The organism is Qipengyuania sp. CAU 1752, assembly GCF_054482615.1.
Window position 1 is genome coordinate 269,625 of sequence record NZ_JBTLRE010000001.1, and the last position, 13,300, is coordinate 282,924.

At 62.3% G+C, this 13,300-nt stretch carries 14 protein-coding genes and 1 tRNA gene; 4 read left to right on the forward strand and 11 right to left on the reverse strand.

The features are described from left to right. Window positions 1-2: 2 nt before the first annotated feature. From ACXYL9_RS01225 to ACXYL9_RS01250, 6 genes are all read right to left on the reverse strand, one after another. The gene (locus ACXYL9_RS01225; RefSeq protein ID WP_459037771.1) at window positions 3-410 is read right to left on the reverse strand and encodes a GtrA family protein; all 408 of its coding nucleotides are present in this window, start codon (window positions 408-410) and stop codon (window positions 3-5) included. Between the two features lie 31 nt (window positions 411-441). After that, complete coding sequence (locus ACXYL9_RS01230) at window positions 442-2,052, reverse strand: NAD(P)/FAD-dependent oxidoreductase (RefSeq protein ID WP_459037772.1); 1,611 nt, start codon at window positions 2,050-2,052, stop codon at window positions 442-444. 108 nt (window positions 2,053-2,160) lie between these two features. Then, window positions 2,161-2,781 carry a PilZ domain-containing protein gene (locus ACXYL9_RS01235; RefSeq protein ID WP_459037773.1) on the reverse strand — a complete coding sequence of 207 codons (621 nt, stop codon included), beginning with the start codon at window positions 2,779-2,781 and terminating at the stop codon, window positions 2,161-2,163. A 118-nt stretch (window positions 2,782-2,899) separates the two neighbouring features. Next, window positions 2,900-2,984, reverse strand: a tRNA-Leu gene (locus ACXYL9_RS01240). A gap of 66 nt (window positions 2,985-3,050) precedes the next feature. After that, entirely contained in the window at window positions 3,051-3,329 is a 279-nt protein-coding gene (locus ACXYL9_RS01245) for an integration host factor subunit beta (protein ID WP_459037774.1), read from the reverse strand. 156 nt (window positions 3,330-3,485) lie between these two features. After that, the gene (locus ACXYL9_RS01250; protein WP_459037775.1) at window positions 3,486-3,842 is read right to left on the reverse strand and encodes a GntR family transcriptional regulator; all 357 of its coding nucleotides are present in this window, start codon (window positions 3,840-3,842) and stop codon (window positions 3,486-3,488) included. 172 nt (window positions 3,843-4,014) lie between these two features. Between ACXYL9_RS01250 and ACXYL9_RS01255 the strand changes: the two genes are divergently transcribed. The 4 genes from ACXYL9_RS01255 to ACXYL9_RS01270 all read left to right on the forward strand — a co-directional run bounded on the left by ACXYL9_RS01255 (window position 4,015) and on the right by ACXYL9_RS01270 (window position 9,180). Further along, window positions 4,015-5,652 (forward strand): peptide MFS transporter, encoded by a 1,638-nt coding sequence (locus tag ACXYL9_RS01255; protein ID WP_459037776.1) that lies wholly within the window; start codon window positions 4,015-4,017, stop codon window positions 5,650-5,652. 23 nt (window positions 5,653-5,675) lie between these two features. After that, complete coding sequence (locus ACXYL9_RS01260) at window positions 5,676-7,037, forward strand: amidohydrolase (protein ID WP_459037777.1); 1,362 nt, start codon at window positions 5,676-5,678, stop codon at window positions 7,035-7,037. Then, window positions 7,034-8,428 carry an amidohydrolase family protein gene (locus ACXYL9_RS01265; RefSeq protein ID WP_459037778.1) on the forward strand — a complete coding sequence of 465 codons (1,395 nt, stop codon included), beginning with the start codon at window positions 7,034-7,036 and terminating at the stop codon, window positions 8,426-8,428. The genes ACXYL9_RS01260 and ACXYL9_RS01265 overlap by 4 nt, the downstream gene beginning before the upstream one ends. A gap of 65 nt (window positions 8,429-8,493) precedes the next feature. Further along, entirely contained in the window at window positions 8,494-9,180 is a 687-nt protein-coding gene (locus ACXYL9_RS01270) for an NnrU family protein (RefSeq protein WP_459037779.1), read from the forward strand. On the opposite strand, the gene ACXYL9_RS01275 is transcribed toward ACXYL9_RS01270, so the two are convergent. The 5 genes from ACXYL9_RS01275 to ACXYL9_RS01295 form a co-directional block, all read right to left on the reverse strand. Beyond that, complete coding sequence (locus ACXYL9_RS01275; RefSeq protein ID WP_459037780.1) at window positions 9,177-9,962, reverse strand: alpha/beta hydrolase; 786 nt, start codon at window positions 9,960-9,962, stop codon at window positions 9,177-9,179. The two genes, ACXYL9_RS01270 and ACXYL9_RS01275, sit on opposite strands and share 4 nt — an antisense overlap. An 18-nt stretch (window positions 9,963-9,980) precedes the next feature. Further along, window positions 9,981-11,903, reverse strand: coding sequence for a 1-deoxy-D-xylulose-5-phosphate synthase (dxs, locus tag ACXYL9_RS01280; RefSeq protein WP_459037781.1), 1,923 nt, complete (start codon window positions 11,901-11,903; stop codon window positions 9,981-9,983). 77 nt (window positions 11,904-11,980) lie between these two features. Beyond that, window positions 11,981-12,445: a Fur family transcriptional regulator gene (locus ACXYL9_RS01285; RefSeq protein WP_459037782.1), complete on the reverse strand. Its 465-nt coding sequence runs from the start codon at window positions 12,443-12,445 to the stop codon at window positions 11,981-11,983. A 37-nt stretch (window positions 12,446-12,482) separates the two neighbouring features. Beyond that, window positions 12,483-13,124, reverse strand: coding sequence for a peptide-methionine (S)-S-oxide reductase MsrA (msrA, locus tag ACXYL9_RS01290; protein WP_459037783.1), 642 nt, complete (start codon window positions 13,122-13,124; stop codon window positions 12,483-12,485). Between the two features lie 32 nt (window positions 13,125-13,156). Beyond that, window positions 13,157-13,294 carry a hypothetical protein gene (locus tag ACXYL9_RS01295; protein WP_459037784.1) on the reverse strand — a complete coding sequence of 46 codons (138 nt, stop codon included), beginning with the start codon at window positions 13,292-13,294 and terminating at the stop codon, window positions 13,157-13,159. Window positions 13,295-13,300: the final 6 nt, after the last annotated feature.

A 13,300-nucleotide genomic window follows, 5' to 3' on the forward strand; every position in this document is an offset into this window, starting at 1 on the left:
CATCAGCCCCCGTGGCGGAATACGACCTTGCTGCGCAGCAGCCAGGTCAGGGCAAAGCTTGCGCCCACCGCCAACAATTTGGCAATTCTCGGATCAATACCGGCAAGCTCTCCCATGCCGACAATGGCTGTCGTAAGCGCCAGTCCGGCCAATGCCGACCCGACGAACAGTGCCTTCTGGCGGGTCCTTCCGGCTCCGCGCTCTGCAACCCTGCCGGTAAAGACAGTGCGGCTGGAGAGCAGCCAATGGGCCAGAATGCCGAGCGAATAGCCGATCGCCGAGGCCAGGACCGCTGGCACGCTGCCCGCCAGCAAGGCGAGGAAGCTGCCGATATCGACAGCAAGGGCACCGACACTGGCAAGCAAATAGCGCACCAGAACGATATCCTTGAGGCGATGGAGCAAGGCCATTGTCGGTTGTATCTCCCTGCGTCGCGCAGTGTCAGGCGACACGGCGCGAACCGTCTTCTGCAACTTCTTCATCGGCGACGATACGTTCGGGCACATCGCGCATCGAATTGAGCGCCGCAGCCTGGTCCGGGCTCACTTCGTGGCTTGCCTCGCGAGCCGGGATCGCCTTCTCGGCACCCTCGTCCCCGGCTTCATGATATTCGGCATCCTCGTTAACACACCAGATATCGTAGACCCGTTCCCCGGCGAGGATGTTCTCGACCGTGAGCATGGCCGTCATCATCGCGTGATCCTGGTTGTTGTAGCGGTGCATGCCATTGCGTCCGACAAGGTGAAGCGAAGGATATTTGTGCTCCAGTTCGCCGCGCATGGCGGCGACATTGGCAGCATAGTCCTCGTCATAGACAGGATAGGCCTTTTCCTGCCGCACCACTGCGCCGCCCTTGACCTTCTTGGGGTCGAGCAGACCCAGCGTATTCATCTCCTTGGTGGCGAGTTCGACCAGGTCGTCATCGGCCATGTCCCAAAGTCCGTCGCCTTCGAAGCAGAAATATTCCAGGCCGACACAGGCCATGTCCTCGTCCGGGATCATCTCGGGCGACCAGCTGCGGAAGTTCTGCACCCGGCCCACCTGGACCTTCGAATCGTGGATGTAGATCCAGTTGTCGGGGAACAAGTCCTCGCCTTCGACCATCAAAGCCACGGTGAGGAAGTCGCGATAACGTAGGTTTGAACCGTTCCAGCTCGTCTCGGGCAACGGGTGGAGGCGGGCCCCCAGCTCGCGCATCGGGGCCGAACTAATCGCGTGGCCAGCCTTGATGACGATCTTCTCGCCATCCTTGTTGACCGCGCTCATGCGCCAGCCGCCGTCGCCATCGCTGGCAAGTTGGTCAAGCCCGTAGCCCATGATGACTTGGCCGTTACCGCTGGCAATGATCTTGTCTCGGGCGGCTTCCCACATCATGCCCGGGCCCTGGCGCGGATAGCGGAAGCTTTCGAGCAGGGTCTTCACTTCCTGTCCGTCATTGGGCTTCTTGTTGAGGCCGAGCGAGCGCTTCAAACCGTCGGTCACCGCGTTCCAGAGCGAAAGCCCCTTGATCCGCTGGGCTGCCCAGTCAGCGCTCATCTCGTTGCAGGGCATGCCCCAAACCTTCTCGGTGTAGGTCTTGAAGAAGATTGAATAGAGCTTGTGGCCGAACTGGTTGGTGGTCCAGTCCTCGAAGCTCTTCACGTTCTTGAGCGGGAATACCTTGCGCCACAGATAGCTGGCCATGCAGGCGGTCGAACGCAGAATGCCGAGGTTCGACAACGCCTCGAATGCGCGCAGCGGATAGCTGTAGAACTTGCCCTCGTAGTAGATGCGGCTCATCCGCGGACGCTGGATGAAATCGTCAGGCAGGATCTCGTTCCACAGGTCGACAACCTGCTGGCTCTTCGAAAAGAACCGGTGTCCGCCGATATCGAAGCGATATCCCTCATGCTCGACCGTGCGGCTGATGCCGCCGACATAGGTCTCGTCCTTCTCGATGATGGCGACCGACTTGCCGGCCTTGGTCAGCAGATAGCCGGCGGTCAGGCCAGCCGGGCCTGCTCCGACAATGGCAACATCGACATTCAGTTCAGAAGAATTAGCGGTTTTCATCAAGGCCCCCCGGGTGTTGATCAGTTGACCGGGGAGTGAAGGAAATTGGTTAGGGAGACGTTAAAATGCAGGGTTCGTCGCCTGTAACCGACCAATTTCGGCCGTAAATCAGGCGTTGCCGTCGATCTGCGCCAGAAAATCGGCGAACTCGCGCAGGGAAAAGGTTTCCTCGAAAACCAGCCCGTGACTTTGGTCGTGCCGCCAGCGCACCTTGGCATAACGAGGCGCAAGGCCGGGCGCGGCGACACGCATCAACTGGCCATGCGCCCATGCCCGGTCAGCCTCGATCCGCGCACCCTGCTGCGACAAGTTCGTGATGAGAGCTGTTCCACGGTCCGGTCCAACCATGACGGTGGCGGGCAGTGTGACTGCGACCCGCATCGGGCGCCGTGGAAAGCAGGCGTCCTCGGCCAGGATTTCCTCCAGCGCGACAGGATCGCGAAACTTGAATCCGGCTTCGCCATCGCGTTCCCAGACCTTCTCGATCGAATAGGGATGACCATCGCGCAACTCGACAGTGAAGCAATCTCCCGGAGGAAGCGGATGGAATGTCCGGATGCTGATGCCGGAGACCGACAAATCGCGCACAACGCACAAGAACTCGCTCTTGGCAGTGCGCAGCTTGGCCTGCCGCATCATTAAAGTATAGCGCGGCGCCTTGCGCTCTTCGATGCGCGTGGCCGGCTTACTTCGATGAAACGGTAATGATGGCGTAACTTCGCCCTGCATGCGTGCCTGCTCCGCTCGAATGGAGCACAAGGTGTGGCAGGGTCCGGCTAGGAATTGCTGATCGTGCGACTACGCAGAGACACTTAGCTGCAGGACCGCAGCAGCAGCCGAAGGCAAGTGGTGCGGGTGGTGGGACTCGAACCCACACGAGCAAAGCTCAGGGGATTTTAAGTCCCCGGCGTCTACCATTCCGCCACACCCGCACAGCGCGACACTCGCGTCGCGAATGGGTGCTCTAGCGATCTCGATGCGGATGGGAAAGCGGCAGCTCAGGGATTGAGCGCGTTGCGCATTTCCTTGCCTGGCTTGAAATAGGGAACGCGCTTGGCCGGGACGTCGACCGGCTCGCCAGTCCGCGGGTTGCGGCCCTGCCGCGCCTCTCGCTCGCGCGTGGAAAAGGCACCGAAGCCGCGTAGCTCGACGCGGCCGCCTTCGGCCAATCGCTGCGTGATTTCCTCGAAGAAAATATCGACAACCTGTTCAACCTCGTCTGCACGCAGATCGGGATTGTCATTCGCCAGCAACTGCAGAAGTTCTGAACGGATCATATGAGCCTCCGGTGCGCCCGGGCGGGCGACCTGTCCAAGATTTCAGCCCGACCCCATCGGGCAGCGATGAAACGATCCCGCACCGCTACGGCGATAATGTCAGAATTAACTTAAACGCGCAATTGGGAGAAAAATATCGGCAAAAGGGCCCCAAAATCAAACAGTTTGAGCCGAAGATCTTTGCAAAAGTTGCTCAAGATCAATATCCAGCCGCTGAATTTTGTCCCTGATTTCAGGCCATTCCTCGTCAAGGAAGGTCTCACGCTCGGCCTTGCGGAGACGGTCGGTCGCACCCTTCACCACATACATGCCCACACCGCGCTGGACCTCGACCAGCCCATCAACCTGAAACTGCTGATAGGCCTTGGCCACGGTGAGGGGATTGGCTCCCTGCTCGGCAGCGAAAGCACGGACCGAGGGTAGCATTTCACCCTCGCGGTATCGCCCATCAAGAATGGCGGCAGCGATGATATCGCGCAAACGCAGATAGACGGGGCGGTTGGCTGTGCTCATAGGTGCAGTAGTGCCATAATACAGCGGGGCAGGTCAAGCCCACGCGATTTCGCTTAATCGTCGGTAAAGGTGGTTTCGTCTGCAACAAGTTCTTCACAATGCAAAATCAGGCGCTAGGGTGCGCCGCCATGAGAAAGCTGCATGAGCAGCCGTACAGTTCGGGGAACATTCGATGAAAGATTTCGCTCTTTGGAACGAGGGTGACTGGATCGCGGCGATCGCGTCAGTCGTCCTGGTGATATTTCTGGCCGCGGGGGCATTCGCGGTAACGCGCAGAACCCCAGAAGTCGGCGGTCATCCGAAGGGGCTCTACATCCTGTTTTTCGCCGAGATGTGGGAGCGCTTCTCCTACTACGGCATGCGTGCCCTGCTGATTTTCTACCTGACACAACATTGGCTGTTCAACGATAGCGCGTCGAACATCGTCTACGGTGCCTATGTCAGCCTGGTGTATATTACGCCGGTGCTCGGCGGCTGGCTCGCGGATCGCTATCTCGGGCAGCGCAAGGCGGTGCTGTTCGGCGCCGTGCTGCTGACCTTCGGCCACTTCCTGATGGCCTTCGAAGGAACCGGCGGGCAGAACGATCCGACGATCAACATCTTCTGGCTCGCGCTGAGCTTCATCATCGTCGGCTCGGGCTTCCTCAAGGCCAATATCTCGGTCATCGTCGGCCAGCTCTACCCACGCACCGACGTCCGCCGCGATGGCGCCTACACCATCTTCTACATGGGCATTAACGTCGGCGCTGCAATCGGTACGATCATCGCCGGTTATCTCGGCGTCACGCTGGGCTGGGCCTATGGCTTCGGCGCTGCCGGTATCGGCATGTTGCTGGGCCTGATCGTCTTCATTCTCGGCAAGCCCTTGCTGCTCGGCCAGGGCGAGCCGCCCAAGCTGCTCGGCAAGAGCACCGAAATGTCCATGTATGCCATCGGCGTGGTCGGCGTGGCGATCATGTGGTTGCTGATCCAGTACCAGTCGGTCGTTGGCGGGCTGATGCTGGTCGCAGGCGTGGCCCTGCTCGGTTATGTCCTGTTCGAGGCTTTCAAGCTCGATAAATACCCGCGCGAGCGGATGTTCGCGATCCTGTTCCTGATCGCGCTGCAGCCGCTGTTCTGGGGCCTGTTCGAGCAGGCCGGCGGTTCGCTCAACCTATTCACCGATCGCTATATCAGCCTGGGCGGCGTTCCGGCGCCGATCTTCCAGTCGATCAATCCGATCTACATTATTCTGCTGGCGCCTCTGTTCGCCTGGCTGTGGACCTTCCTCGGCCGCAAGGGGCTCGAACCCTCGACCCCGGCGAAGTTCGGACTCGGCCTCGTCCAGCTGGGCTTCGGCTTCCTGGTGCTGGTGTGGGGCGCGGCGACTGTCGGCGTCGATGCCAAGGTTCCGGTGATCTTCCTGTTCGGCATCTACCTGTTCCACACGACCGGCGAGTTGTGCCTGTCGCCCGTGGGACTGTCGGCGATGAATCGGCTCGCACCGCGTCACCTGGCATCACTGATCATGGGTGCATGGTTCTTCGCCACGGCAGGCGGCAATTACGTTGCCGGCATGATCGGCGCTGCAACCGGTGGTGAAGATGGTGAGATGACCCGCGAAGGCACGCTGGCGGTTTACCAGCAGATCGGCTGGGTCGCGATCGGCGTGGGTATCGTGGTCATCCTGATTGCCCGTTTCGTCAAGAAGCTCATGCATCTCGATACGCTCGCCGACGACGGTGCCGGCGACCATCTCGAGGGTCAGGCTGAAGCCGGAATGGAAGCGCAAGAAGCGGGTATTCACCCGACGAGCCGCTCGTCCAACTGATAGCAAGCAAGAGGTTTACTGCCATGCGTCTGCGCGCCCTTATTACCTGCGGGGGCGCGCTGGCGCTGGCCGCTTGCTCCACCAGCGGATCGTCCGATGACGTAGCCTCGGCATCCGATGTGTCCGGCGAAACGCCGTTTGCCTCGACTTATTCACCCTATCCCGGCGCCGCCACGGCGTTGGTTGGGGCGACGATATTCGACGGCGCGGGGGGCCGGATCGAGAACGGTACCGTGCTGTTCGCCGATGGCGAAGTGGTTGCAGTCGGCGATGCCTCGCTCACAATCCCGGCCGGCTACACGCGGCTCGATGGGACCGGCAAGTTCGTTACCCCCGGCATCATCGACATCCACAGCCACCTGGGCGATTATCCGACCCCATCTGTTGACGCCCATTCCGACGGCAACGAGGCGACCGACCCGACCACGCCCGAAGTCTGGGCCGAACATTCGGTCTGGCCGCAGGACCCTGGCTTCAGCCGCGCGCTCGCCAATGGCGGGATCACCAGCCTGCAAATCCTGCCCGGCTCGGCCAATCTGATGGGCGGCCGCTCGGTCACGTTAAAGAACGTTCCAGCGCGCACCGTGCAGGGGATGAAGTTCCCCGGTGCGCCCTATGGCTTCAAGATGGCCTGCGGCGAAAACCCCAAGCGCGTCTATGGCGGCCGCGGGCGGATGCCGTCGACGCGGATGGGCAATTTCGCGGTTAACCGCCAGACCTGGCTCGACGCCAAGGCTTATGACGGGAAGAAACGTGATCTCGGCAAGGAGACGCTCAAAGGCGTGCTCGACGGCGAAATCCTGGTTCACAACCATTGCTACCGCGCCGACGAAATGGCGCTGGTGATGGATATGGCCAAGGAGATGGGATACCGGGTCAGCGCCTTCCACCACGCGGTCGAAGCCTACAAGATCGGCGACCTGCTGCGCGAAAACGAAGTCTGCAGCGCGATCTGGGCCGACTGGTACGGCTTCAAGATGGAAAGCTATGACGGCATCCCCGAGAACGCTGCCATGCTCCAGCGCGAAGGGGCCTGCGTGGTCATCCACTCGGATGACGAGAACGGCATCCAGCGCCTGAACCAGGAAGCGGCCAAGGCGCAGGCCGCGGGACGCCGTATGGGGATGGATATTACCGATGCCAGCGTGATCGGCTGGATCACTCTCAATCCGGCCAAGGCAATGGGTGTCGACAGCCTCACTGGCAGCCTCGAAGCAGGCAAGATGGCCGATGTGGTGCTGTGGAACGGTAATCCGCTAAGCGTCTATTCCCGGCCCGAAAAGGTCTGGATCGACGGCGCATTGATGTATGACGCGCTCGATCGCAAGCGTCGACCGGTGAGCGACTTCGAACTCGGCCAGCCGGGTGAAGGAGACGTCAAATGAAGCGCCTCGTGACCTCCGCACTCGCCCTCGCCACCTCGGCCCTTGCCCTGACCGCAACGCCCGTCGCCGCGCAAGACGTCGCCATCACCAACGCCACCCTCGCCACCGGAGATGGAAGCGCGCCAATCGAGGGCGCGACCGTGATTGTACGAGGCGGCAAGGTGACCGCCGCCGGCAGCGGGGTCAGCGTTCCCGCCGGGATGCAGGCCATCGACGGCACCGGGCTGTGGGTGACGCCGGGCATCTTCAGCGCAATGACTACGCTGGGCCTGTGGGATGTCGGCGCGGTCAGTGAAAGCAACGACCAGGCGGGCGGTAGTTCGCCCTTCAGCGCGGCGCTCGACGTGGCACCTGCGCTCAACCCCGCTTCGCAGCACGTGCTCGTGTCGCGCGCCGCTGGGGTGACGCGGGCGAGCATATACTCGCGCCCGTCGAGCTCGATTTTTGGCGGCCAGGGCGCGGTGATCGATCTCGGCGCCGATCCCGACATGGTTGTGCGTCCGCGTGCATTCCAGCTGGTCGCACTTGGCGAGAGCGGAGCCCGGATCGCCGGTGGGAGCCGCACGGCTTCGCACGCCCTCTTGCGCAATGCCCTGCGCGAGGCACGGCAATATGGCACTGACGCCCGCATACCGGGCCGCCCGGCACGCCCTGCCGAACGGACATCGGGCGACGAGATTCCCCTCGACCCGCGACTGTTCGACAACCGGACCGAGCGTGGCGACGATGCGCTGCTGACCCGCTTCGATGCGGCGGCGCTGGTTCCCGTGGTGCGCGGCACGCAGCCGCTCTACGTGGAGGTCGAGCGTGCCGCAGATATCCTGCAAGTGCTGGCCCTTCGCGCGGAATTCCCGCAGCTCGACCTCGTCCTGGTGGGGGTCAGCGAAGGCTGGCTGGTGGCTGATCGTATCGCTGCGGCCGGAGTGCCGGTAATCGCCGATGCGCTCGACGACTTGCCCGAGCGCTTCGAACAGGTCGCCGCAACGCAGAGCAATGTCGGACGCATGGTCGCTGCCGGGGTCAAGGTGGCAATCGGCAATCTGGGCGGGAGCACAGGTGACCAGCCGCGCCTCGCCCCGCAATTTGCCGGCAACCTCGTCGCTCTGTCGCGGGTGCCAGGCGCCAGCGGACTGACCTGGGGCCAAGCCTTCGCGACCATCAGTTCGATCCCCGCCGAAATCGCCGGATTCGGCGGCCGCTTTGGCGTTCTCGCGCCCGGCGCGGCCGGGGACCTGGTCGTGTGGGATGGTGATCCGCTGGAAGTCTCGAGTGCTGTCACCCGCGTCTTTATCGACGGTGTCGAGCAGCCTCGTGACAACCATCAAACGCGCCTGCGCGAACGGTACCGCGATCTCGATGAAAGTGACCTGCCCAAGGCCTACGACTGGTAGTACAGGCCGATTGGTGAACCGGGCGCGATAGGGTAAAACCGCCCCTCTTTGGGGAGGGGAAGGCCATGGATACCGCAATCGTCTCGCTGATTGCTGCCAGCATCACATTTGTCGGAAGCCATTTCGCGCTGTCGCATCCGCTGCGCGCCCCGCTGGTCGGCGTGCTTGGGGAAGGCGGCTTCCAGGTTCTCTACAGCCTCGTTGCAACGGCGGCGCTGGTATGGATGTATCTGGCTTTCACTGCCGTCGATGCACCACGTCTGTTGACGGGGTGGGGGTTCGGCGACGCAGCATGGCTGGTCGCCTCGGCCCTGGTCCTGATGGCGATGGTTCTGCTGGCCGGATCGCTGAGCTTGCGAAATCCCGCGCTGGCAACGCCAAAGGCCGAACTGGCCGCTCGCGCCGCTCCCGCCGGTGTCTTCGTGTTGACCCGCCATCCGATGATGTGGGGCTTTGCGCTTTGGGGAGTCGCGCACATCGTCGCCGCCCCGACCGACCGGACCTTTATCGTCGCGCTGGCGATAATCGTGCTCGCGCTGGTTGGCGCCCATTTGCAGGACCGGAAGAAGGAGATTCTGATGGGCGACGCGTGGAAGGAATGGGAACGGCAGACCAGCTATTTGCCGCGGCTTGCCGGCATTGCCGCAATCGGACCCGCAACATGGGCCATCGGGTTCGCCCTGTGGCTCGGTTTCAGCTGGCTGCACCTCCCGCTCGGCGGAGTGCCCGCCGGCATCTGGCGCTGGCTCTAACGCGCCCGCACTCGGTCGAGAAAACGCAGCGTCCGTAATTCGGCCTCGTCGACCCAGGCCAATTCGTGCCCGGCATCGGAATAGGTTTCGAGTTCGGCTCGCGGATTGTTTCGTGCCAGTTGCTTGGAATGGGCGACAGGAATCACCCGGTCGGTCTCGCCGTGGAGAATCAGGATCGGTGCCTCGACGCGCGGCAGCCTATCGTCGCTGGGATACTGGTCGCGCAATAGGAACGCTGTCGGAAGCCAGAACATCTTCTCGGCGACCAGTTGACGCAAGCTCGCAAAGGGCGAGATCAACACCAGCGCCGCGGGCTCTGTATCGATCGCGACCTCGATCGCAACCGCGGCTCCAATCGAATTGCCGATGACGACCAGGTCCTGCGCCTCGATCCCTTGTTGCGCCAGCCAGACTACCGCTGCGCTGCCATCGGCAAAAAGGCCTTGCTCACTCGGGCGCCCCGGATTGCCGGCGTACCCGCGATATTCGGCCGCCAGAACTCCATATCCTGCCGGCACCAGCCGGTCGGTGGCCACCACGCTTGATTGCCAGTCGGCGCCGTTGCCGTGGAAATAGACAATCGTAGGCATCCCACGTTCGGCTGCGCGATAACCGGCGCGCAGGGTCAGGCCGTCATAGGTGGGATATTCTACGATCTCGAACCCCGCAGGGACAAGCCGCGAGGGGGTCGGAGCTGGATAAATCAAGCTGCGCTGGAAAATCGTCAAACCGAGAGCGACGAACCCATACAGTGCAACCGCCAAGAGCAGGATGCGTATCATCCTGCGTCCGCGCCCGAACTAGGCCCGCGCCTCTTCCACGCCTGCACTGTTGTGGCGCAGGGCCTTCAGCACGGTGTCGACGATCTGCGGAGCGTTGAGCCCGGCCTCGTCATATTGCCGCTCGGGCGAATCCTGTTCGATGAAGGCATCAGGCAGGCGCATGGTGCGGATCTTGAGCCCAGTGTCGCTCAGGCCTTGATCCGAGGCAAAGGTGAGAACATGGGCGCCGAGTCCGCCGATGCTGCCTTCCTCGATCGTGACCACGACCTCGTGCGTTTTCATGAGCCGCTCGATCAATTCGGTGTCGAGTGGCTTGGCGAAGCGCATGTCGGCAATGGTGGTGCTTAGCCCCTTGGCTTCCAGCTGGTCAGCCGCCTTGCGGGCCTCTTCGAGCCGCGTGCCAAGGCTCAGCAGTGCTACCTTGCTGCCTTCACGCACGATTCGGCCCTTGCCAATTTCGAGCTTCTGCGGCGTTTCGGGCAGGTCGAGACCGAGCCCACCGCCCCGCGGATAACGCAGGGCGATCGGGCCATCGTCATGTTCGGCCGCAGTGTAGGTCATGTGGACCAGTTCAACCTCATCGGCGGCAGCCATGACCACGAAGTTGGGCAACGTCGCCAGATAGGTGACGTCGAAACTGCCGGCGTGGGTCGACCCATCGGCGCCGACCAATCCGGCACGGTCGATGGCAAAACGCACGGGCAGGTTCTGGATCGCGACGTCATGGACGACCTGATCGTAAGCGCGTTGGAGGAAAGTCGAATAGATCGCCGCGAACGGCCGCATCCCCTGCGCGGCAAGTCCAGCGGCAAAGGTGACGCCATGCTGTTCGGCAATGCCGACATCGAATGCACGCTCGGGATGGGCGGCAGCGAACTTGTCGACCCCGGTGCCGCTGGGCATGGCTGCGGTAATGGCGCAGATGCGCGGATCGGTTTCCGCCAGCTTGGCCAAGGTTTCCCCGAACACGTTCTGATAGGCCGGCGGCCCCCCGCTCGGCTTGTTCTGCTTGCCGGTGATGACATCGAACTTGGCGACGCCGTGATACTTGTCGCTGGCGCTTTCAGCCGGGGCATAGCCCTTGCCCTTGACCGTGCGGACATGGATCAGGATCGGCCCTTCCTCGGCATCGCGAACATTTTCCAGCACCGGGATCAAATGGTCGAGATTGTGTCCGTCGATCGGACCGACATAGTAAAAGCCCAGCTCCTCGAACAACGTCCCGCCGGTGACCATGCCGCGGGTATATTCCTCTGCCTTGCCGAGTGACTTGTGGACCCGGCGACTGAGCTTGGCGGTCATTTTCGACGCCATCGAACGCAGGCCGAGATACTCGCTCGAGCTCATGAGCCGAGCGAGATAGCCCGACAGGCCGCCCACCGGCGGCGCGATCGACATGTCGTTATCGTTGAGGATGACAACCAGGCGATTGCCCGCGCCCTCGGCATTGTTCATCGCCTCGTAGGCCATGCCGGCACTCATCGCGCCGTCACCGATCACAGCAATGGCCTTGCCCGGCTGTTTCTTGAGCTTGTTGGCAATAGCGAAGCCGAGTCCGGCACTGATCGAGGTCGAGCTGTGCGCCGCGCCGAACGGGTCGTACTCGCTCTCGCTGCGCTTGGTGAAGCCCGACAGACCTCCGCCCTGGCGCAAGGTGCGAATACGGTCTCGCCGCCCGGTCAGGATCTTGTGCGGGTAGCATTGGTGCCCGACATCCCAGATCAACTTGTCATCTGGCGTATTGAAAACATAGTGGATCGCCACGGTCAGTTCGACCACGCCGAGACCCGAACCCAGGTGCCCACCGGTCACCCCGACCGCGCTGATCATCTCCTCGCGCAGTTCATCGGCCAGTTGCCGCAACTGTTCGGGCGCAAGCCTGCGAAGATCGGATGGATACTCGACAGTGTCGAGAAGGGGCGTGTCGGGACGGGCGCTCATGGGCCTGGGGGTTACACTCTCATCATTGGCTTGTCGATGAACCAGTTACGGCTGAAACGGTCGTGACGCTCCCCGCGTCAGGCGCAATCGGGGCACAGGCCGCGAAGTTCGACCACCGGCTTGACGTCGCTGAAGCCGGCCGAGCGGCCCGCCTGACGCAGAGCGCCTGTCAAAGCATCGTCGTCGAAATGGTCAGCCTTGCCGCAATCGTCGCAGATCAGGAACACGCAGTCGTGGCGGCACCCGGGATGGGTGTTGACCAGGAAGGCGTTGGCGCTTTCGATGCGGTTGGCAAGGTTGTTGCGCACGAACAGGTCGAGGATACGATAGACGCTGTTGGGGGCCACGCGGCTGCCGCGCCGGGCCGAGAGGTTGTCGGCAATGTCATAGGCGCTGACTGGGGCGCTGTGGCGGGCCAGTTCCTCGAACACTTCGGACCGCATGCCGGTCCAGCGTTCGTCCTTCGCCTCCAACGCCTCGCGCGCAGCGGTCACCAGCGCGTCGCCGTCATGTTCGTGATGTTTGTGCGCGTGCGCGGTCATGCCGGTCGATATAGCGGCATGCGCAGCCGCTTACCAGTCAGCCGCGCTTGAAAGTGGCGCGATAGTGCTGCGGGAACATCCGCGACAAGGCCTGCACCTTGGGCTTGTCCCAGCGGCGGATATAGCCGTGCCCGGGGTTCTTCGCCATGAAATCCTGGTGGTATTCCTCGGCCGGGTAGAACGCCTTGTAGGTCTCGATTTGCGTCACGATCGGCTTGGACCAGGTGCCCGAGCCTTGCATCTGCTTCAGGTAGGCTGCGGCGACCCGCCGTTGTTCCCCGTTCATCGGCACGAGCGCGGCGCGGTAATGGGCACCGACATCGGGTCCTTGCCGGTTCCTGAGCGTCGGGTCCGCACCGACGGAGAAGAAGATCCGCACCAGCTCGTCATAGCTGACGACGCGCGGATCATAGACAACCTTCACGCTCTCGGCATGATCGGTCACGCCCGATGTGACGATCGAATATTTGGCCTGGCGCTTGGTCCCGCCATGATATCCCGCAATCGCGCTTTGCACGCCGTTTACGTGGCTGAAGACAGCTTCGATGCCCCAGAAACATCCACCGGCAAAGACCGCTGACTTTAGACCGGCTTTTTCCGTAGCGGTGATTTTGGGGGCAGGGGCGAGGACGTGGTTTTCGCCGGCGTTGGCCGGTTGGCCGCAACTCGAAAGCGCCAATCCGAATGCGACAAGAATGGGGAGGCCGAAACCTAGAGCGCGACGGTTGCGGCGAGCGCCTGTGGAATCGCGGTCAACTGGTCGGAGCCGAGCTGGATGCCCACAATCGCTGCGCCGATCAGAAAACCGATGGCAAAATTGCGCGAAATATCCGATTTCAACAGGCTCATATCCGT

Excerpts from the sequence above, each read along its gene's own strand:
- ACXYL9_RS01225 (WP_459037771.1), bottom strand. The coding sequence starts at position 410 with ATGGCCTTGCTCCATCGCCTCAAGGATATCGTTCTGGTGCGCTATTTG.
- ACXYL9_RS01285 (WP_459037782.1), bottom strand. The coding sequence starts at position 12,445 with ATGACCGCGCACGCGCACAAACATCACGAACATGACGGCGACGCGCTG.
- ACXYL9_RS01255 (WP_459037776.1), top strand. The coding sequence starts at position 4,015 with ATGAAAGATTTCGCTCTTTGGAACGAGGGTGACTGGATCGCGGCGATC.
- ACXYL9_RS01245 (WP_459037774.1), bottom strand. The coding sequence starts at position 3,329 with ATGATCCGTTCAGAACTTCTGCAGTTGCTGGCGAATGACAATCCCGAT.
- ACXYL9_RS01270 (WP_459037779.1), top strand. The coding sequence starts at position 8,494 with ATGGATACCGCAATCGTCTCGCTGATTGCTGCCAGCATCACATTTGTC.
- ACXYL9_RS01260 (WP_459037777.1), top strand. The coding sequence starts at position 5,676 with ATGCGTCTGCGCGCCCTTATTACCTGCGGGGGCGCGCTGGCGCTGGCC.
- ACXYL9_RS01235 (WP_459037773.1), bottom strand. The coding sequence starts at position 2,781 with ATGCAGGGCGAAGTTACGCCATCATTACCGTTTCATCGAAGTAAGCCG.
- ACXYL9_RS01275 (WP_459037780.1), bottom strand. The coding sequence starts at position 9,962 with ATGATACGCATCCTGCTCTTGGCGGTTGCACTGTATGGGTTCGTCGCT.
- ACXYL9_RS01265 (WP_459037778.1), top strand. The coding sequence starts at position 7,034 with ATGAAGCGCCTCGTGACCTCCGCACTCGCCCTCGCCACCTCGGCCCTT.
- ACXYL9_RS01230 (WP_459037772.1), bottom strand. The coding sequence starts at position 2,052 with ATGAAAACCGCTAATTCTTCTGAACTGAATGTCGATGTTGCCATTGTC.
- dxs (WP_459037781.1), bottom strand. The coding sequence starts at position 11,903 with ATGAGCGCCCGTCCCGACACGCCCCTTCTCGACACTGTCGAGTATCCA.
- ACXYL9_RS01295 (WP_459037784.1), bottom strand. The coding sequence starts at position 13,294 with ATGAGCCTGTTGAAATCGGATATTTCGCGCAATTTTGCCATCGGTTTT.
- ACXYL9_RS01250 (WP_459037775.1), bottom strand. The coding sequence starts at position 3,842 with ATGAGCACAGCCAACCGCCCCGTCTATCTGCGTTTGCGCGATATCATC.